The organism is Kribbella sp. WER1 (assembly GCF_054189145.1).
Genome location: NZ_CM135186.1, coordinates 7,955,267 through 7,974,205, shown reverse-complemented (window position 1 = coordinate 7,974,205; position 18,939 = coordinate 7,955,267). Strand labels below are relative to the sequence as shown.

Annotated in this window: 16 protein-coding genes; 3 read left to right on the top strand and 13 right to left on the bottom strand. The window is 70.2% G+C overall.

All coding sequences use genetic code 11. The features are described 5' to 3' along the window. The first annotated feature begins 10 nt into the window (after positions 1-10). Both ACXJJ3_RS38880 and ACXJJ3_RS38875 read left to right on the top strand, forming a co-directional pair. Positions 11-391 (top strand): hypothetical protein, encoded by a 381-nt coding sequence (locus ACXJJ3_RS38880; RefSeq protein WP_458166984.1) that lies wholly within the window; start codon positions 11-13, stop codon positions 389-391. Beyond that, entirely contained in the window at positions 337-3,054 is a 2,718-nt protein-coding gene (locus ACXJJ3_RS38875) for an ATP-binding protein (protein ID WP_458166983.1), read from the top strand. Before ACXJJ3_RS38880 ends, ACXJJ3_RS38875 begins: the two co-directional genes overlap by 55 nt. Before the next feature lie 34 nt (positions 3,055-3,088). On the opposite strand, the gene ACXJJ3_RS38870 is transcribed toward ACXJJ3_RS38875, so the two are convergent. Next, positions 3,089-4,576, bottom strand: a complete 1,488-nt coding sequence (locus ACXJJ3_RS38870; RefSeq protein ID WP_458166982.1) for an alpha-L-arabinofuranosidase C-terminal domain-containing protein — start codon at positions 4,574-4,576, stop codon at positions 3,089-3,091. 102 nt (positions 4,577-4,678) lie between these two features. Here ACXJJ3_RS38870 and ACXJJ3_RS38865 point away from each other — a divergent pair, with 102 nt between their 5' ends. Further along, positions 4,679-5,875, top strand: coding sequence for an ROK family protein (locus ACXJJ3_RS38865; protein WP_458166981.1), 1,197 nt, complete (start codon positions 4,679-4,681; stop codon positions 5,873-5,875). Here ACXJJ3_RS38865 and ACXJJ3_RS38860 read toward each other — a convergent pair. The 12 genes from ACXJJ3_RS38860 to ACXJJ3_RS38805 all read right to left on the bottom strand — a co-directional run bounded on the left by ACXJJ3_RS38860 (position 5,872) and on the right by ACXJJ3_RS38805 (position 18,938). Further along, positions 5,872-6,885: a hypothetical protein gene (locus tag ACXJJ3_RS38860; protein ID WP_458166979.1), complete on the bottom strand. Its 1,014-nt coding sequence runs from the start codon at positions 6,883-6,885 to the stop codon at positions 5,872-5,874. The two genes, ACXJJ3_RS38865 and ACXJJ3_RS38860, sit on opposite strands and share 4 nt — an antisense overlap. Beyond that, positions 6,801-7,661 (bottom strand): hypothetical protein, encoded by an 861-nt coding sequence (locus ACXJJ3_RS38855; protein ID WP_458166978.1) that lies wholly within the window; start codon positions 7,659-7,661, stop codon positions 6,801-6,803. Before ACXJJ3_RS38855 ends, ACXJJ3_RS38860 begins: the two co-directional genes overlap by 85 nt. Before the next feature lie 13 nt (positions 7,662-7,674). Further along, positions 7,675-9,255 carry an arylsulfatase gene (locus tag ACXJJ3_RS38850; protein ID WP_458166977.1) on the bottom strand — a complete coding sequence of 527 codons (1,581 nt, stop codon included), beginning with the start codon at positions 9,253-9,255 and terminating at the stop codon, positions 7,675-7,677. Between the two features lie 25 nt (positions 9,256-9,280). Continuing rightward, entirely contained in the window at positions 9,281-9,988 is a 708-nt protein-coding gene (locus ACXJJ3_RS38845) for an SDR family NAD(P)-dependent oxidoreductase (RefSeq protein WP_458166975.1), read from the bottom strand. Continuing rightward, positions 9,985-10,830: a carbohydrate ABC transporter permease gene (locus ACXJJ3_RS38840; protein ID WP_458166974.1), complete on the bottom strand. Its 846-nt coding sequence runs from the start codon at positions 10,828-10,830 to the stop codon at positions 9,985-9,987. Before ACXJJ3_RS38840 ends, ACXJJ3_RS38845 begins: the two co-directional genes overlap by 4 nt. After that, complete coding sequence (locus ACXJJ3_RS38835) at positions 10,820-11,734, bottom strand: carbohydrate ABC transporter permease (RefSeq protein ID WP_458166973.1); 915 nt, start codon at positions 11,732-11,734, stop codon at positions 10,820-10,822. Before ACXJJ3_RS38835 ends, ACXJJ3_RS38840 begins: the two co-directional genes overlap by 11 nt. A 3-nt stretch (positions 11,735-11,737) precedes the next feature. Further along, on the bottom strand, positions 11,738-12,769 hold the full coding sequence (locus ACXJJ3_RS38830; protein ID WP_458166972.1) for an enolase C-terminal domain-like protein: 1,032 nt from the start codon (positions 12,767-12,769) through the stop codon (positions 11,738-11,740). Then, positions 12,766-13,947 (bottom strand): ROK family protein, encoded by a 1,182-nt coding sequence (locus ACXJJ3_RS38825; protein WP_458166971.1) that lies wholly within the window; start codon positions 13,945-13,947, stop codon positions 12,766-12,768. The genes ACXJJ3_RS38830 and ACXJJ3_RS38825 overlap by 4 nt, the downstream gene beginning before the upstream one ends. A 35-nt stretch (positions 13,948-13,982) precedes the next feature. Further along, complete coding sequence (locus tag ACXJJ3_RS38820) at positions 13,983-15,296, bottom strand: ABC transporter substrate-binding protein (protein WP_458166970.1); 1,314 nt, start codon at positions 15,294-15,296, stop codon at positions 13,983-13,985. A gap of 2 nt (positions 15,297-15,298) precedes the next feature. Next, complete coding sequence (locus ACXJJ3_RS38815) at positions 15,299-16,789, bottom strand: sulfatase-like hydrolase/transferase (RefSeq protein ID WP_458166968.1); 1,491 nt, start codon at positions 16,787-16,789, stop codon at positions 15,299-15,301. A gap of 107 nt (positions 16,790-16,896) precedes the next feature. Then, on the bottom strand, positions 16,897-17,727 hold the full coding sequence (locus ACXJJ3_RS38810) for a phosphoenolpyruvate hydrolase family protein (RefSeq protein ID WP_458166967.1): 831 nt from the start codon (positions 17,725-17,727) through the stop codon (positions 16,897-16,899). Beyond that, positions 17,724-18,938 carry a Tm-1-like ATP-binding domain-containing protein gene (locus tag ACXJJ3_RS38805; RefSeq protein ID WP_458166966.1) on the bottom strand — a complete coding sequence of 405 codons (1,215 nt, stop codon included), beginning with the start codon at positions 18,936-18,938 and terminating at the stop codon, positions 17,724-17,726. The genes ACXJJ3_RS38810 and ACXJJ3_RS38805 overlap by 4 nt, the downstream gene beginning before the upstream one ends. Position 18,939: the final 1 nt, after the last annotated feature.

Sequence of the window (18,939 nt, the reverse complement as noted above, 5' to 3'; positions counted from 1 at the left end):
TGTCCAGACGGTGCGTTGGGGGCATCTGCTGGGTGAGCTGTCGGTCGAGAAGCGCGACCTGGAGGTTGCAGAGGCGGCCGTGGCCAGGGCCGTCGAGTATGTGCAGGGGCTGTATCCGGGGCTGCGGGTGACGCCTACGGTGTTTCCCGGCGGGGCTGTTGCGGCCCTGGTCCACGAGGCGCGGGAGAGCGCGTTGGTGGTCGTTGGGCGGGGGCACCGGTTCGAGCGGAGCCTGGCCCGGCGGTTGGAGCGCCGTACGACGGCTGCCCTCGCGGTCGTCGGGGCACCGCGGGACGGGTCGGCCGGTACGTCGGGTGACCGTTTACGCTGGGCGCCGTGGGGAAGGACGATCGAGAGCTCCGTGGCCGGCGGCGGGAGACCGAAGTACTGACCGGTCTGATCGGCGAGGCGAAGGCCGGACGCAGTCAGGTGCTACTGCTCACCGGCGAGGCCGGGGTCGGCAAGTCGGCGCTGCTGGAGCTGCTCGTTGCCCGGGCCGACGGTTGCCGGGTGGGCCGGACGGCGGGGATCGAGTCCGAGATGGAGCTCGCGTACGCCGGTCTGCAGCAGCTGTGTCTGCCGTTCCTGGACAACCTCGAGCGACTGCCGGAGCCGCAGCGGGACGCGCTCGGTACGGCGTTCGGGCTGCGGAGTGGGGCTACGCCGGATCGGTTTCTGATCGGGCTCGCGGTACTGAATCTGCTCGCGGCCGGTGAGCAGCCGGTGGTGTGCGTGGTGGACGACGCGCAGTGGCTGGATCTGATGTCGGCGCGGATCCTGGCGTTCGTCGCGCGACGGCTGGCGGCGGAGTCGGTGGTGCTGGTGCTCGCGGTGCGGGACGGGCTCCCGCATGAGTTCGACGGGTTGCCGGAGCTGCCGATCCGCGGGCTGGACGACGCCGACGCGCGGGCGCTGCTCGACTCGGTACTGCCCGGTCCGGTCGACCCGCGAGTCCGCGACCGCATCGTCGCCGAGACCCGCGGCAACCCGCTCGCGCTCCTCGAACTCCCGCGCGCCTGGACCGCCGCCGAACTCGCCGACGGTTTGATCGCCGGCCCGCTCGCGACCCGAATCGAGGACAGCTTCGCCCACCGCCTCGAAGCTCTCCCCACCGACACCCGCCTGCTCCTCCTCACCGCCGCCGCCGAACCCCTGGGCGACCCAACCCTCCTCTGGCAGGCCGCCCACCACCTTGGGCTCAGCCCGGCCGGGGCGGAGGGGGCGGTTGAGTCAGGGCTGATCGCGTTTGATCAGCAGGTCCGGTTTCGGCATCCGTTGGTGCGGTCGGCGGTTTACCGTACGGCGACTCCGCAGCAGCGGCTCGCGGTGCATCGCGCCCTCGCGGCGGTGACGGATCCCGCGACGGATCCGGATCGGCGGGCGTGGCACCGGGCGCAGGCGGCGGTGACGCCGGACGAGGATGTCGCGGCGGAGTTGGAGCTGTCGGCGCAGCGGGCTCGTGCCCGGGGTGGGTTCTTCGCGGCCGGCGTCTTCCTGGAGCGTTCGGCGGCGTTGACGATCGACCCGGCGCGGCGGGCGGATCGTGTACTCGCCGCCGCGACCGCGAAGCGCGGCGCCGGGGCGCTCGACTCCGCCCTCGACCTCCTCACCGGAGCAGCCGCCGGCCCACCGGACCCTGTCCGCGAGGCGGAGATCACCCGCCTCCGCGGCCAACTGTCCTTCGACCGCGGCCACGCCGCCGAGGCCGCTCGCACGCTGGTCGCCGCAGCCGAACAGCTGGAACCCCACGACCACACCCAGGCCCGAGTCACCTACCTCGAAGCAATGTCAGCCGCCATCTGGGCCAGCGGCCCAGAAACACCCGGCATCCTCACCGAAACCGCCGCAGCAAGCCCCGACACGACTGCAGACGACGGTGCGGCGGGTGGGTTGCTTTTGCGGGGGTTGGGATTGCGGTTCACGCGCGGGTTTGGGGTGGCTGCGCCGTACCTGGTGGAGGCTCTTCAGCAGGCTCGGGTTGGTGAGGCGGGTGATGAGCGCGGCTGGTTGTGGCTGGCGGGCAATCGGGCCAGTGGCATCGTCGCGATCGACCTCTGGGATCTTGACGCCGCGCTCGAGCTCGCCGCGCAGCATGAGCGGGTGGCTCGCGACAGCGGCGCGCTCGTGCAGCTGCAGTGGGCGCTCAACTTCCGCGCGAACGTCGTCTCGATGACCGGCGACCTGGCAGCGGCGACGGCGTACGTCGAGGAAGAACGGCAGCTCGCCGCCGCTTCAGGGAATCGGGTGCTCGGCATCGGCGCGATGCAGCTGGCAGCGCTTCGTGGCGACGAGTCCGCCGCCCAGCCGCTGATCGACGCGATGATCCGCGAGGCGCGCGCCCAGAAGCAGGGCCGGATGACCGCGATCGCGACGTACACCAGCGCCCTCCTCAACAACGGTCTCGGCCGCTACGAGACCGCCCGCGACGCCGCCCTCCAGGTCTTCGAGCAGGACCCGGTCGCGTACGGCGCCCTCGTCGTCGGCGAACTCGCCGAGGCCGCGTCCCGTACCGCGGACCGCAAGCTCGTCGAGACCACCCTCACCTGGCTCACCGACCGCGTCGCCGCCGTACCGACCGACTGGTCCCGCGGTCTGCAGGCCCGCGCCCAGGCCCTCCTCACCGGCGACGAGACAGCGTACCGCGCCTCCATCGACCACCTCGGCCGTACGGCGCTACGCCTCGAAACGGCCCGCGCCGAGCTCCTGTACGGCGAATGGCTGCGCCGCGAAGGCCGCCGTCAGGACGCCCGCGAGCACCTCCGCACCGCCCACGAGCAACTGTCCGCGATGGGCACCGAAGCGTTCGCCGACCGCGCCCGCCACGAGCTCCTCGCGACCGGCGAAACAGTCCGCAAACGCACCCCGGAGACCACCAACGACCTGACCGCCCAGGAGGCCCAGATCGCCGGCCTGGCCCGCGACGGGCTGACCAACCCGGAGATCGCCGCCCAGCTGTTCATCAGCCCACGTACGGTCGAATGGCACCTCCGCAAGACCTTCGCCAAGCTCGGTATCACGTCCCGCCGCCAGCTCCGTACGGCGATCGCACGCTGAACAGCTGCGCCGGCCGGTCCGCCCTGCACCCGAACTACTGGCGTCGAACGAGCGGTGTGGCCGTGGTCAGCTCGACGATCGAGTAGGAACTCGGTGGCAGCACCAACGCCAGCTCGTCGTCCAGCTTGACCTCGTCGGTTCGCGGCCGAACGCGATCCGGCTCGGCGACCGTGTTCCGGTCGAGCGGATCCTCGGTGTGCAGCTGGTGCACCGTGACCACAGTGCTCTGCAACGGCTGCCCGAGCTCAATCGTCAGCCGCGCGGCTTGCGACCGGTCCCGGTTGACAACCGACAGCCAGACGGTGGAGCTGCCCGGGCTGGTGGACGCGCTGATGTCGAGCGCGGGCAGCTCCCCCTGCTCCGTCGCGTAATGGGTGTCGCCCAGCAGTGAAAGCTCCCCGCTGTGGTGCCGCTGAAGCCGCAGCGGCCAATAGACGGTCTCCCGGACCACGTCAGAATCGGTCACGACCAGCGCCCCGACCACGTTGATCGTCTGCGCGAAGTTCGCCAGCGTCACGCTGGCCGACTGCCGTTGCAGGACGTTGAGGAACGACGCCACCGCCAGCGCGTCGACCGTCCGGTAGCGGGTCTCCCCCGGCCGCCACTTCGGGCTCATCTCGAACCGGGTGGCGTCCGCGCAGTTCCACTCGGTGAAGGCCAGCTCGGGCTTCGCCGTACCGGGCTTCTCGCGCGCGACCAGGTCGATCAGCCCCTGGATCGCGACGATGGCGGACTCGCTGCGGTACGGCCCGGTGAGGACGCGGGTGTAGTCGCCGTCCTCGGTGGTCGGGTCGAACGGCCAGTACGTGTGCAGAGTGAGGTAGTCGATGTGCTCCCACGTCTCCCGCAGCAGCGCGAGGTTCCAGTCGATCGACTGCCCGGGTTCGAAGCAGCCGATCGCGAGCACCTTCAGCGTCGGGTCGATCCGCTTGATCGCCTTCGCCCATTCGCGGCACCGGACCGCGTTCTCCCGCGGCGTCACCTGGCCGAGCTCCCAGTCGCCCCACTCCTCGTTGCCGATCTGCCAGTACCGGACGTCGAAGGGCTCGTCGTACCCGTGCGCGCGGCGCAGGTTCGCGTAGACCGAGTCGCCGGTGCCGTTGCAGTACTCGACCCAGGCGAGCGCCTCCCGGAGCGAGCCGGTGCCGGTGGTCAGGTTGATCTGCGGCTCGGCCCCGATCCGCCGGCAGTACGCCACGAACTCCGCCGTACCGAAGCCGTTGCCGACGTCGTACCCGAAGTGCCAGTCGACGGTCCGCTCACGGTCGGGGCCGACGCCGCGTTCCCATTCGTACGACGTCCCCGTGCAGCCGCCCGGCCAGCGCACGACCGGCGCGCCGAGCTCGGCGATCGCGTCGACGACGCTCCGGCGCAGCCCGTCGGGTCCCGCGTCCGGGTGGCCGGGATGGTGCAGCGCCTCGTCGGCGACCCAGCGGCGGCGGGACAGGAACTGCCCGTAGATCTCCGGCCGGATCGTCCCGTCGACCGTCCCCCGCAGTGTGAACGTCGCCTCTGTGCGCACTGGCCGGCATCCCTTCCCTAGTTTTCTTTGAGTTGAAGATAATGACGGCACGTCGAGGGTGTCAACGGCTCGCACCGGTCCCGGCGTGCTACAACCGTTCCCATGAAGGAGTTCACGCGTTCTGCCCAGATCGGCGACATCCGGCAGCAGAACTACTCGACGATCATGCGTGAGCTGATGCGCTCCGGCCCGACCGCCCGCACCGACCTGGCGGCGGCGATCGGGATGTCCACCGGCTCGGTCACCCGGCTGACCGGGGCGCTGGTCCGCTCCGGGCTGGTCCGCGAGTCCCCCGAGCCCGCCCAGCGCGGCACCGGCCGGCCGAAGGTACCGGTCGCGATCGACGAGTCGACGTACGGCGTGATCGGCGTGCACTTCGGGCTGCACCGGGTCAACATCTGCCTGAGCAACCTCCGCGGACAGCTGATCGCCGAGGCGCACACGTCGGAGCGGACGACGAACTTCGACCGGCTGGTCCGGAGCGCGGCGCGCTCGGTGCGAAAGATGATCGACAGCAATCCGGTGACAGTTCTCGGGATCGGCGCGAGCACCGGCGGCTGGGTCGACAGCGCCGCCGGGCTGGTGCACAGCCAGCCGGTCCTCGGCTGGCAGGACGCGCCGCTGGCCGCGGCGTTGCAGGAGCTGGTCGAACTGCCGGTGATCGTCGATTCCCAGGTCCGCGCGCTGGCGCTCGCCGAGCACTGGTTCGGCGCGGCCGTCGGCGTGGACAACTTCATCCACCTGTTCGTCGGCAACGTCGCCGGGGCGGGCTTCGTGTTCAACGGTTCGCCGTACCGCGGGGAGCATTCGGCGGCCGGCGGTCTCGACCACTTCCCGGTCGCCGGACGGTCCGGCGAGCCCTGCACCTGCGGCAGCCGGACCTGCTTCGCGGTCGTCGCCGGGGACCTGGAGGTCGCCCGCCGGGCGCGCGCGGCCGGACTGATCACCGCCGAGCAGGAGGTGTACGACGTGTTCGCGCTGGCGCTCGGCGGCGACGCCCGCGCGCGACGCCTCCTGCAGGACCGGGCCGCACTGGTCGGCAGCGCCACCGCGATCCTGATCGAGTTCCTCGACCCCGAACTGGTCGTGATCGGCGGCGGCATCAGCGCCCCGGTCGACCACGTGTCGGTACTGCGCGACGCCGCGGTCGCCAAGCTCACGACCGACCGCGGCGGCGACGCCGGGGCACGGATCCGCCCCAGCGCCTTCGGCCCGCACGCCCTCGGCATCGCGGCGGCCGCGGTCATGCTCGACGCGGTCTACCGCTCCCCCGAGGCACTCGTCCCGGCCCTCAGCTAGTACGTGAGCTCGATCAGGTTCGCCGAGTGCGGTGGCAGCTCGGCCTGGACCTTCTGACCCTTCGCGAGCATCTTCGTGGTCCGCTGCACCGGCTGCGCCTGGTCGGTGTTGTACGCCGTGATGTCGTCGTTCGTCACCGTGGTCTGCCGCGCCGACTTCACCGCCGGCCCACCGGCCGGGTCGACCGTGATCGGCATCGCCTGATCGAGGCTCCGGTTCACGACCAGCAGCTGGACGCCGGTGCGGGTCCGGGTCGCGGCCGCCACCACCGCGGCGTAGTGCTGCCCGGGCACCGTCGGGTTACCGGTCATGGTCACCTTCCGCGGCGCCGCACCGATCATTGGTGCCGCCAACGTCAACGACAGCGAGCGACCGGTGATCCCGAAGCCCGGCAGGGATCCGAGAATGTTGCCCCAGTCCCGTTTCGCCGGATCGTCGACCGGCGGGCCGTTCAGGTTCGAGTTGATCGCCAGCCGGACCCCGTTGTCGATCTGCCCGATCAGCATCGTGGTCTCGTACACGTTGTGCATCTGCATGGCGGCGAAGTTCGGCGGCGTACTGACCCCGGTCGGCCCGTCCTGGCTGATCGTGCCGTACTCCGTCACCGTGAGCGCGGGGCGCTTGCGTGGGTCGGGGAAGTTCCGGGCGAGGTGCTGCCGTAGTTCGGCGAGCTCCTGCGCGGGTCCGTCGGCGGCGTTCATCAGCTGCTGGTAGAGCTGCGTCGGGCTGAAGGCGCCGTTCGCGTCCCCGCCGTACTGGTCGGTGTAGGAGTGCACGCCGATGCAGTCGTACGGACGGTTGCCCATGGCATCGACGAACTCCGGTTTGCCCCAGCCCGAGCAGACCGTGATCGTCGGGTCGACCGCCTTCATCGCCTTGACGTAGTCCAGGAACCCGTCCTGGCGGCCGGTCGTGTACTCGATGCTCAAGGCGGCCCCCTTCGCCGGGATCGCGCCATGCGTGCCGTCCCCGAAGCTGACCGTGCCGTCGGCCTTCCCGATCGCGTACACCTGATCGGCCCCGAGGCAGCCGTCGCGTCGGAGGGCAGCGCGATCGGGTTGTACCGCGTCCGGTACGTCTGCCCCGCGAGCCCGGTCCCCGTCTTCCGGTTCACCAGGTCGCAGCCGCTGAACAACCCGTCGTCGTTCTGGTACGTCGGATCCGCGGCCTTCTGCCGGCTCCACCCGCCCTCGATGAACTGGTGGACCCGGGTCTGCTGGTCCTCGTCCCGCCAGTACCGCTGCCCGTCGAGGAACGGCTCGTTCCCGTACTCCCACGTCCTGATCCCGTACGGCGCCGGATGCCCGTTCGCCGCCCGGACCTCGGCCCAGTCGACGCCGCCGTTCGGGTTGGTCGCCGTACCGTCGCTCGGCGAGTTCATGTACTCGACGTAGTCCGCGGCGTCCTGCGCGGTCCGGTTGATCGAAGGGACCATCACCATCGTCTGCGCGCCGATCGTGGACGCCAGCGCCTCCTCCTCGTCCGGCCCGAAGCCGTTCCGGGATCCGGCCAGGTTGCCGAACCGGACCGTCGCGAACCCGCCGGACGTCTGACAGCCGCGCTGCCCGACCGGCCCGATCGCCTTCGTGAAGTCGAAGAAGTTCGCCACGGTGCCACCCGGGTAGCGCGCGTTCGCGCCGAAGATCTCCGCGGTGATCGGCGGCGCGGGCACCCCGTCCGCCATCACCAACGGCGCGTTCTCGATCCGGATCTGCACCCGGTCATCGGTCTGAGTCATCGTGGTCGCGACCATCACCAACGCGACCGCGCCTGCAGCCGTCCTCATCGGCGCACCTCCTTCAGGCGGGCTGGTTCGGCATCGCGGCGCGGGCCGCGAGGACGTCGGCGTACGGGATCACGCCCACCGAGTCCGCCCAGGTCTGCCAGCGTGCGGCGAGGTCCTGGACGCGGTCGGGCTGCGCGGCGGCGAGGTCGGTGCTCTCGCTGCGGTCGTTCGCGAGGTCGTACAGCTCCCACGGGCCTTCGTACTCGCGGACCAGCTTCCATCGGCCGGAGCGGATCGCCGTATTGCCGATGTGCTCCCAGAACAGGTCGTGCTCGGTCGCGGCGCCACCCTTCAGCAGGTCGAGCATGCTCCGCCCCGGAAGCGCCGGCAGGTCTTCCCCGTCGCGCTCGGTCAGCGCCGGTACGCCGGTTGCCTCGAGCAACGTCGGGGCGATGTCGGTCAACTGGTTCGGCGCATCCAGGACGGTCTCGCTCAGGCCTCCGGCCGGCCAGGACACGATCAGCGGCGTCGCGATCCCGCCCTCGTGGACCCAGCGCTTGTACAGGCGGAACGGCGTGTTGGACAGGTTCGCCCACGCGAGCCCGTAGCTCGTGTACGTGTCCGCCGTACCCGGCCGGATCTCAGGGGTGTTGCCGACCTTCATCGGCGTACCGTCGGGGGCGCTCGGCGGGATGATCAGGTGGTGCTGCCGGAACTGGTCGGCGCCCTCGGGATCGCTGCGCAGCTCCTCGGCGCAGCCGCCGTTGTCGGACAGGAACACGACGATCGTGTTGTCCCGCCGGCCGGTCTCGTCCAGCGCGGTCAGGATCGTGCCGACGGCGCGGTCCATCGCCCGGACCTGCGCGGCGTACGCCTCCATCCGCTCCAGCTGCCACGCCTGCTCGGGCTCGTCCTCCCACGCCGGTACGTCGGGGTCCCGCCGGTCGAGGGTGGCGTCCGCGGCGCAGATGCCCGCGTCGAGCTGACGCTGCCGGCGACGGGTCCGCAGGACGTCCCAGCCCTCGTCGAACACACCGTGGGTCTCGGCCAGGTCCGACTCCTTCGCGTGCAGCGGCCAGTGCGGCGCGGTGAACGCGACGTACCCGAAGAACGGCTGGTCGGCCTCGCGGATCGCGGCAGCCGCGTGGGCGCCGATCTCGTCGGTGTAGTAGAAGTCGTCGCCGAGCTCGGACAGCGGTACGGGCTTCTCGCCGTCGTGCAGCGTGGTGGTCTGGAAGTAGCTGCCGGCGCCACTGATCGTGCCCCAGAAGCGGTCGAAGCCGCGGCGGGTCGGCCACGTGTCCGACGGCTGCTCGCGCTCGTTCGCCAGGTGCCACTTGCCGGTCATGTGGGTGTGGTAGCCGGCGGCGCGGAAGGTTTCGGCGAGGGTCGCGCAGCGGTTGTTGAGGCTTCCCGGGTAGCCGCCGGGGCCGTCGTTGTTGACCAGTTCGGCGACGCCGGTCTGGTGCGGGTGCAGGCCGGTCAGCAGCGACGCGCGGGACGGGCTGCAGCGGGCGGTGTTGTAGAAGTTCGTCAGCCGGGCGCCGCGGGCGGCCAGCCGGTCGATGTTCGGGGTCCCGATCTCGCCGCCGTAGCAGCCGATGTCGGAGTACCCCATGTCGTCGACCAGGATGATCAGGACGTTCGGACGCATAGCTACCTCGTTCTTCGTAGTGTGATCAGGCCCAGTGCGGGAGTTGTGCGAGCATGCCGCCGTCGACCGGCAGCGACACGCCGGTCACGGCACGGGACTCCGGACCGAGCAGGAAGGAGACGACCTGCGCCACGTCGTCGGCGCTGACGAAGCGGCGCAGCGGATGGTTGGCCAGAAGTTCGTCGGCGCCGGCGGACCAGCGCTCGCGGTTCCGCTCGACCGGCACGAAGCCGGGCAGTACCGCGTTGCACCGCACCCCACGCGGCCCCCACTCGACAGCGGTCGCCCGCACGAGCGCGTCCAGCGCAGCCTTCCCCATCGCGTACGCCGCCATCCCGGGTTTCGCCCGCTGCGCATGCACGCTCGACACATGCACGATCGACAGCTCCCCGTCCGCAGCACTCGCAACCGCCGAACCCCACTCCAACGCCGCCGCAACCTGCACCTCCAGAACCTCGCCCAGCGCCCGCCGATCCAGCTCGCCGAGCAGCCCTCTCCCCTCGGCCAGCACCGCAGTCACGAACCCCCGCAACTCCCCCACGCGACCGGCGACGTCCACAGCCCGCCGTCTGACCGCCTCGTCCCGCACATCCCCCTCGACCCACTCCACAACCCCTTCAGGTGGTGGCGCCACATCAACCCCGACCACCAGCCACCCACGCCGCACCAGAGCCGCAACCACGGCCGAGCCGATCCCACCGGCCGCCCCGGTCACCAGCGCGACAGCCGTCATCCCTTCAACCCGGAGGTCGCGACACCGTCCACGATCCTTCGCTGGAAGGTGACGAACAGGACCAGCGGCGGCAGCAGAGCGACCGTACTCATCGCGAGCATCGGACCCCACGACGAGTCACCGGTCGAGTCGAGGAACTGCCGGAGGCCGAGCGGCACCGTGAAGAGCTGGTTGTCGTTCAGGTAGATGAGCTGCTTGAAGAAGTCGTTGTACGTCCAGATGAACGTGAAGATCACCGTCGTGACCAGCGCCGGCCGCAGCAGCGGGAACACGATGTGCCGGTAGATCTTCCACGGTGAGCACCCGTCGAGCCGCGCCGCCTCGTCCAGCTCGCGCGGCAGCGAGCGGATGAACTGCACCATCAGCAGCACGAAGAACGCGTCGACGGCGAAGAAGTGCGGGACGAACAGCGGGTAGAACGTGTTCACCCACCCGAGCTTGTTGAACAGGATGTACTGCGGCACCAGCGTCACGTGCGTCGGCAACATCAACGTCACGAGCATCGTCACGTACGCGATCCGCCGCCCGAAGAAGTTCAGCCGGGCGAACGCGAACGCGGCCAGGCTGCACGAGAACACGTTGCCGATGATCGCCAGCACCGAGATGAACAGCGAGTTCTCCAGGAAGATGCTGAACGCGTTCGAGACGCCCTTCCAGCCCTCGGAATAGTTCGACGGTTCGAAGTGCCGCGGGATCAGGCCGGGCTGCGAGAAGATCTCCGACGTCGGCTTGAACGAGCTGGCCACCATCCACACGAGCGGATACAACATCACCAGCGTGACCACGATCAACGCAAAGTGCGCCAGCAACCGCTTCCGTCCAGCCCTCGACTCAGTTTTCATAGTGCACCCAGTACCTGCTGAAGATGAAGTTGACGGCGACCACGGCACCGGCGAGCAGCACCAGCATCCACGCCATCGCGGCGGCGTAGCCCATGTCGAAGTTCACGAATCCCTCCTGGTAGAGGTACAGCGAGTAGAACAGCGTCGAGTCGGCCGGTCCGCCGGAGCCGTCGCTGATGATGAACGCCGGCGCGAACGCCTGGAACGACCGGATCAGCTGCAGCGTGAGGTTGAAGAACAGGATCGGGCTCAGCAACGGCATCGTGATGCTCCAGAACTGCCGTGACTTACTCGCCCCGTCCACCTGCGCGGCCTCGTAGAACTCGCGCGGGATCTGCCGCAACCCGGCCAGGAAGATCACCATCGGCGCCCCGAACTGCCACACCTCGAGCACGATCAGCGTGCCGAGCGCAGTGTGCGGCTCGGAGATCCACGACGGCCCGTGGATGCCGACCAGCGCGAGGATCTGGTTGACCAGACCGTCGCCGTTGAACACCTTCCGCCACAGCACCGCGATCGCGACGCTGCCGCCGAACAGCGACGGCAGGTAGATCGCCGACCGGTAGAAGTCCAGCCCGCGCAGCCCGCGGTTCAGTACGACGGCCACCGCGAGCGCGAAGCACAGGCTCAACGGCGTACCGACGAACACGTAGATCGCGGTCACCTTCAACGACTGCAGGAACAACGGGTCCGACCCGAACATCCGGCCGAAGTTGCCCCATCCGATCCACTTCGGCGCGGTCAGCAGGTCGTACTTCGTGAACGCCAGGTACAGCGACATCAGCATCGGCCCCGCGGTGAACGCCAGGAACCCGATCAGCCAGGGCGCCAGGAACAGCAACGCCCACCCGTTCTGGTACCGGGTCCGCCGTCCGCCGCGCAGTGCCGGAAACGCAACAGCCACCACTCACTCCTCTCCGACTCGCCGTGCAACACCGATCCCCGGACCCGACGGCCGCAAGGTGCCGTCGGCAACCACCTCGGCGGGGTCGACGACCGTCCGCCGATCTACCTCGCCCCACGCGTACTCCAGCCACCCGTCCGCTCCCATCAACCCCGCGAGCTGCGCGGCGTACGCCGTACCGACCGGGCCGCTCGGGTTGTGGAACGTCAGCTGGACGTCGCCGACCGCCTCCGCGATCCGCGCGACACCGGCCGCACCGCCCGCGTGCTTCGGATCCACCAGCCAGTACGTCAGCCCCGCGCACGCCGCCGCCGCGACCGCCGGCTTCCACACGTGTTCCCCCGCCGCCAATGCCAGCCCGGCCTCAGCCGCCGCCTCCACGGCCGCGCGATCGCCGAGCGGCACGAGATCCTCCACCCAGTACAGATCCAGCGCGGCCAGCTCCCGTACGACGTCCGCCGCGGGCACCTGGTGATGGCAGTCGACCATCAGCCGCACGTCGTCCGGAGTCGCCGCGCGGACCTTCTCCACCAGCTCCAGGCCCGCGTCGATCAGCCGGGTCCCGGTCAGCCCGCGCGCGTGGTGATCCAGGAACGGCGCGACCTTGACCGCGGTGAACCCGTTGCCCACGGCCCGTACCGCTTCGGCGACGATCGTCTGCACGCCGTCCGCCCCGAACCGCCGGTTCAGGTTCGCGTACATCCGTACCGGCCGCGGCGTACCCAGTCCGAGCGACTCCGCCAGCGATCGCCCCTCGCGGCGCGCCGTCAGATCCGCCAGCGCCGCCGCGAACCCGCCACGTACCGTCGACGCCAGGAAGCTCTCCGCCGGCCGGTCCAGCTCGGCCCGCGCCTGCGCCAACGACCGTCCGACCACCGCCGGACGGACGGATTCCGCCGCCGCGAGCAGCGTGGCGAGGGGCCCGCCGTCGGACAGCTCGCCGACGCCGCGGATGCCGTCGGCAACCAGCTCGACGACCACCCAGGTGCTCCGGGCCGACGCCCGGTGCGACCACACGACCGCCGACTCGATCATCCGTACCGCACTTCGAGCAGGCCGGGGACGAAGGCCGTCGGCGCCGCGTAGATCCGGTCCAGGATCACGCTTCCGGCCGAGACCGCCACCCCGTCGGTCCCGAACGCGCTCAGCCGTACCACCGACTCCACGTCCACCGGACGTTTGTCCCCCAAGTAGGAACACGCCCCGCGCCGGACGGCCGTCAGGTACTCCGGCGCATCCACCACGCCCCCGCTGACGATCACGACCTCCGGATCGAGCATGTCGATCAACGTCCCTGCGGCAACACCGACGAGCTCGGCCCGCCCGACCAGCAACCGGTCTGCCCGCGCATCACCCATCCGCGCAGCCTGCACCAACTGCTCCAAGGTCCCCCGCGCGCCGATCAAGCCTTCCCGCTTCGCCTCGGCGAGCACGGCCAGGTCGCTCGCCGCCACATGCAGGCAGTCCCGCCGTCCGCAAGAACACAGCGCGTCCACCGGTACGCCGACCGACAGGTGATCGACCGCTCCGGCCGCCGCCCGGAACCCCGGGAACACCCGGCCGTCGAGCACGAACCCGGCACCGACGACGTTCCCGACGAACAGCCCGACCAGGTTGTCGACGCCCTGCGCCCCGCCGAACCACCGCTCCGCCATCGCCAGCGCCCGGAAGCTCGAATCCACCTCGACCGGCATCCCCAGCCCGCCCGCGAGCACGTCGCGCAGCGGTACGTCGTGCCACCCGAGCATCCGATGGTCGCGGACCACCCCGGCGTCCCGATCGACCCAGCCGCCGGTACTCGCACCGACGCCCAGGACGGTCCCGGGATGCTGGACAACCAACTCCCGGACGCCCTGTACCGCCTGCTCCACCAACGGTCCGAAGGCCCGCCGCCCGCGGTGCGGCAGCCGTACCTCGGCCAGCAGCGTCCCGTGCAGATCGAGCAGGCACAGCGTCGTACGGCGAAGCCCGAAGTGCACGCCGACCACGCGGAACGTGCGCTCATCGATCGCCAGCGGGGTCCGCGGCCGGCCGAGCGTCCCGTGCACCAGCTCCGCGGGCAGCTCGCGCAGCAGACCCGCCGAGCACAGCAGGCTGGTCAACCTGGTCATCGTCCCGGTCGCCATGCCGGTCAGCTCGGACAGCTCCGACCGCGCGATCGGGCCGTGCCGCATGACCGCGCGGAAGATCGCCGAGCAGTTCTGCTCCCGCACGCCCTCTGCCCGCTTCGGGCCTCGCTCTCGGAACGTCACTGCAGCGCGGCCTTGGCGTCGGCGAAGAACTTGGTCACCGCCTGCGACACCGAGCTCTTGCCGAAACCGACCACCTGGTTGGCGTTCGGCAGCGAGGTCTGCAGCAGCTTGCTCGCGCCGGGCGGGTACATCTGCAGCGCCGCCGGTCCCTTCGAGGCAATCAGCGCGTAGTTGTCCAGCACCAGCTTGTTCAGCCCGGTCGCCGTCTTCGCCACGTCGGTCCGGATGTTCTCCGGGATCGGTACGCCGCGCGCCAGGCCCATCGCGTTCGCGGCGTCCGGCTCGCTGGTCAGGTACTTCAGCATCGCGACCGCACCCTCGATGTTCTTCGACTTCGGCGAGATCGCGAACCACCCGGCCGGGATGATGTTCGTCCCCGGCGAGGACCCGGCCCCACCGGACGGGAACGTCCCGAGGCTCAGCGTGTCCTTGGTCAGGCTCTGCATCGACGGCAACCCCCGCGACGTCGCAGTCCCCGTGTACGCCGCCTTGCCGACCGTCACCGGGTCGTTCTGGAACCCGGTCGCGGCCGCGGTGACCGGCATCGGTACGGCGGACCCGTTGCCGCGCAGGTCCTGCCAGAGCTGTAGCCACGCAGCCATGTCGTCCTCGCCGAATCCGAGCGAACTGCCGTCACCGAACAGCGCCTTGCCCCGCCCGCGCATGAACGACTCCAGGGCGATCGCGTTGCCGCCGAGGTCCGCCGTACCGGCGAGCTTGTGGCCGCTCTTGTTCCACACGTCGGCCATCGCGGACTTGTACTGGTCGATCGTCCAGTCCGGGCTCGGCGGGGTCAGGCCGAGGCTCTTGAGCTTGGTGGTGTCGACGATGATCGCCGGCTGGGTCGCGGCGCCGAGTAGCGCGAAGTAGTACTTGCCGTCCGCCTTCGTGGTCGTGGCGACGTAGTCCGGCATCTTGTCCAGGCCGAGGTCGTCCTTGTACTGGTCCAGCGGCGCCACCGCCCCGCGCTTGATGTACTCCATCAGGTACGGCAGGTGGATCTGGAACACGTCCGGCGGGTTGCCTCCGGCAACGCGGGTGGCGAGCTTGTCGTAGTACCCGGAGAAGCCTGAGTACTGCGGGTTCACCTTCGCCGCGCCGGACGTCTTCTGGTAGAGGTCGAGCGCCGCGATCAGCTTCTTGTTCTGATCGCCCTCGCCCCAGAACATCACGTCCAGCGTGCCTTTCGAGCCGCCGCCGGAGGTGTTGCTGCTCCCGCCGAGTCCGCGGGTGCAGGAGGAGAGCGCGGTGACTCCGGCCGCCGCGGCCCCGAACTGCAGGAGCCGCCGCCGGGAGAACTGAGTGGTCATGATCAGCCTTTCGGTGCCTGTGTGGCGGGGATGCCCTGACGGACCAGGGCGGCGGCCTCCGGCAGGACGTCGGAGACCTCGGCGGCGAGCAGTTCCGCCAGGTGTGCGGCGGTCGACGGGTCGCCGGCCGCCAGGTTGTGCTGCTCCCAGGGATCAGCCGTGAGGTCGTACAGCTCCGCCTCGTCGTGGGAGCGGAAGACGTACCGGTGACCGGCGGTCCGGACGGACAGGTTCAGGCTGTCCCGCGGGTACTGCCAGTCCGCGGCGTGGAACGGATCGCCGTTCCCGCCGGGTCTGCCGTCGTGCAGCATCGTCTCGGCGGTCACGTACTCGCGGATCGGCGCCGCCGTGCTGTCGCCGACCATCGTGGCGAACGACCGCCCGTCGTGCGGGTCGTGCCACGGTACGCCGGCCAGCTCCGCGAGCGTCGGCGCGACATCGACCAGCGACACGAAGTTCGCGTTCCGGCTCTGCCGGCCGTCCGGGTGCCGCACGATCATCGGGACCCGCAGGTCCTCCTCGTAGTGCAGCCAGTGGCCCTTCTCCATCAAGCGATGCGCGCCCATCAGGTCGCCGTGGTCGGAGGTGAACACGACCACCGTCCGGTCCCACTCGCCGGTGTCCTCGAGGTACTGGCGGATCCGCCCGAACTGCGCGTCGACGAGCGCGCACAGCCCGAGGTAGTGGCTGGTCACCTCGATCCAGTCCTGCTCGTCGAGGTTCTCGAAGTCGCGGGCGAAGTGCGACTCCCGGACCTCGCGGGGCTTGGTCGCCGTACCCGTCTTCCAGCTCTCCGGCAGCTGGACCTTGTCGCGGTCGATCAGCGTGTCGTACGGGCTCGGGACGAGCATCGGGAAGTGCGGGGCGTTCATCGAGCAGACCGCGAGCCACGGCTGGTCGGCCGGGCGCCGGTCGAGGCCGTCGAGGAACGTGTCGCACTGCCAGGTCTCGAGGAACGAGTCCAGCGGGACGCTCGACGTCGCGTACGGCTTCTCCCGCAGGTGCCCGAGGTCGGCCGTCGTCAGGTTCTCGATGTGGTTCGGGTCGAACGCGTACCCGCGCTCCCCCGCCCACGCCCGGTAGTCCTCGATGTAGCGGCCACGATCCTGACCTCGCAGTACGGCGGGGATCGCGCTGCTGTCGGCCCAGCCCATCCGGTCCGGCGTCGTGCCGGGGACGTGCCATTTGCCGTTGTAGTGCGTGTGATACCCGGCTGCGGCGAAGGCCCGCGCGACGCCCGCCTCGCGGAGCTGCGGCTCGATCGGACGCCAGTTGCCGAGTACGCCGTGATGCCGCGGCATCAGCCCGGTCCACAGGCTCGTCCGCGACGGGCAGCACAACGGGAACGGCGTGTAGCAGGCGTCGAAGACGGTCGACTCAGCCGCGAGCGCGTCCAGGTTCGGCGTCTGCGCGGCGGGGTTTCCGGTACAGCCCAGGGTGTTCCAGCTCTGCTCGTCGGCCATCACGACCAGCACGTTGAGACGGTTCTCCACACGTCCTACCTTGTCGGTTCGACGGGTTTACTTCCAGCTGAAGTTAATTGGGCGGGACGAGTGTGTCAACCGCTCGCGGGGCATTAACTTCAGCCAGAAGGAAACCGTTACCGAGGGCTGCGGCGGAGGTTCACGAACGTGGTGGTGGTCGCGGTGATCGCCTGCTCGGTGGGCAGCCGTTCCATCGACGAGGCACCGTAGAAGCCGTCGATGTCCGGGCAGAGCTCGAGGATCCGCTCGACGTCCGGCGGCTCCGCGATCGGGCCGCCGTGGCACAGCACGAAGATGTCCGGGCGGAGCGCGCGGGCGGCCGCCGTCCACTCGTTGATCAGCGGTGCGCAGTCGTCCAGCGACCGCGCCGTACCGGCACCGATCGAGCCCCCGGTAGTGAGCCCGAGGTGGCAGACGATCACGTCCGCGCCCGCCTCGGTCATCGCGACCGCGTCCGCGGCGGAGAACACGTACGGCGTGGTCAGCAGGTCGAGGTCGTGGGCGGCCGCGATCATCGCCACCTCCTCGGCGTACCCCATGCCGGTCTCCTCCAGGTTCGCCCGGAAGGTGCCGTCGATCAGGCCGACCGTCGGGAAGTTCTGGACGCCGGAGAAGCCGAGCTCGATCAGGCGCTTGAGGTACTGCGTGGGCTGGTAGAACGGGTCGGTGCCGTTCACGCCGGCCAGGACCGGGGTGTGCTCGACGACCGGGAGTACTTCGCGGCCCATGTCGACGACGATGTCGTTCGCGTTGCCGTAGGCAAGCAGCCCGGCGAGCGAGCCGCGGCCGGCCATCCGGTACCGGCCGGAGTTGTAGATCACGATCAGGTCGATGCCGCCGGCCTCCTCGCACTTCGCGGACAGGCCGGTGCCGGCGCCGCCGCCGACGATCAGCTCACCGGCCGCCCGCTTGGCCCGCAGCCGCTCCAGGATCGCGTCGCGCTTCATCGGTTCTCCTTCGTGAGGTAGGCGTTCAGTTTGTCCGCCGCCGCGTCGGCGAACTGCTGGTCGTTGATCGCGGCATCGATCTCGATCAGCTCGACGACCGATCGGTCGACGGTTTCGCGGACGGCGTCGAAGAGCGCGGCGTCGGCGGCCGGGTCGTGGAAGACGCCACCCTCGACCGCGATCGCGGACGCGCCGCGCAGGGGCAGGAGCAGGGCGACCGGTCCTTGTGCGGTGTTGAGGCGGCCGGCGAGCCGGCGGCCGAGCTCCGCGCACTCCTCGGGGGTCGTCCGCATCAGCGTGACCGACGGGTTGTGGACGAACAACTTGCGGTCCCGGAACTTCTCCGGCACCGTCTCCAGCGGCCCGAAGTTCACCATGTCCAGGGCGCCGACCGACACTACCTGCGGGATCCCGGCCCGGCCGGCGGCGGTCAGCCGGGTCGGTCCTGCCGAGAACACCCCGCCGACCAGCTCGTCCGCCAGCTCGGTCGTGGTCAGGTCGAGCACCCCGGCCAGCTGCCCCGCGAGCGACTCCAGCGTCCGGCCGCCGACTCCCGTCATATGAAAGACCAGCACCTCGTACCCGAGCCCGGTCAGCCGCTCGCGCGCCGCATCCACAGCCGGCGTCGTCACGCCGAACATACTTGCCGCCAGCAACGGTACGTCGGTTACCGTCGTCACCGGCTCCGCCGACACCATTCCCGCCACCGCGGCGGCCGCATTCGCCAGGATCTTCGCCGACAAGCGGTTGACCCCGGCAACATCCACCACACTCGGCATCAACACGAGGTCGCTCTCCCGCACGTACGCCGACGTATCCCCCGACGCCGCCGTCGACACGATCACCTTGGGAACCCCCAACGGCAACTCCCGGAAGGCGGCGGACGCAATCGACGTACCCCCGGTCCCACCCAGCGCCAACGCCCCGTCCAACCGCCCCTCGTCGTACAACCGCCGCACCACAACCGCCGCCCCACGCGCCATCGCCGCCACCGCAGACCCCCGATCCCCCGCCGCCCGCAACTCCCCCACATCAACCCCCGCCGCAGCAGCCACCACCTCCCGCCCTACATCGACACCGATCCCCGCCTCCCCCAACACCCCCACATCAACCACCACCACACTCACCCCAGCCGCCAGCAACCTCTCGCGCACAAACCCATACTCCCCACCCTTCGTATCCAAAGTCCCCACCAACACCACGGCCGGCATC

Excerpts from the sequence above, each read along its gene's own strand:
- ACXJJ3_RS38840 (WP_458166974.1), bottom strand. The coding sequence starts at position 10,830 with ATGAAAACTGAGTCGAGGGCTGGACGGAAGCGGTTGCTGGCGCACTTT.
- ACXJJ3_RS38850 (WP_458166977.1), bottom strand. The coding sequence starts at position 9,255 with ATGCGTCCGAACGTCCTGATCATCCTGGTCGACGACATGGGGTACTCC.
- ACXJJ3_RS38845 (WP_458166975.1), bottom strand. The coding sequence starts at position 9,988 with ATGACGGCTGTCGCGCTGGTGACCGGGGCGGCCGGTGGGATCGGCTCG.
- ACXJJ3_RS38810 (WP_458166967.1), bottom strand. The coding sequence starts at position 17,727 with ATGAAGCGCGACGCGATCCTGGAGCGGCTGCGGGCCAAGCGGGCGGCC.
- ACXJJ3_RS38830 (WP_458166972.1), bottom strand. The coding sequence starts at position 12,769 with ATGATCGAGTCGGCGGTCGTGTGGTCGCACCGGGCGTCGGCCCGGAGC.
- ACXJJ3_RS38855 (WP_458166978.1), bottom strand. The coding sequence starts at position 7,661 with ATGAGGACGGCTGCAGGCGCGGTCGCGTTGGTGATGGTCGCGACCACG.
- ACXJJ3_RS38865 (WP_458166981.1), top strand. The coding sequence starts at position 4,679 with ATGAAGGAGTTCACGCGTTCTGCCCAGATCGGCGACATCCGGCAGCAG.
- ACXJJ3_RS38805 (WP_458166966.1), bottom strand. The coding sequence starts at position 18,938 with ATGCCGGCCGTGGTGTTGGTGGGGACTTTGGATACGAAGGGTGGGGAG.
- ACXJJ3_RS38820 (WP_458166970.1), bottom strand. The coding sequence starts at position 15,296 with ATGACCACTCAGTTCTCCCGGCGGCGGCTCCTGCAGTTCGGGGCCGCG.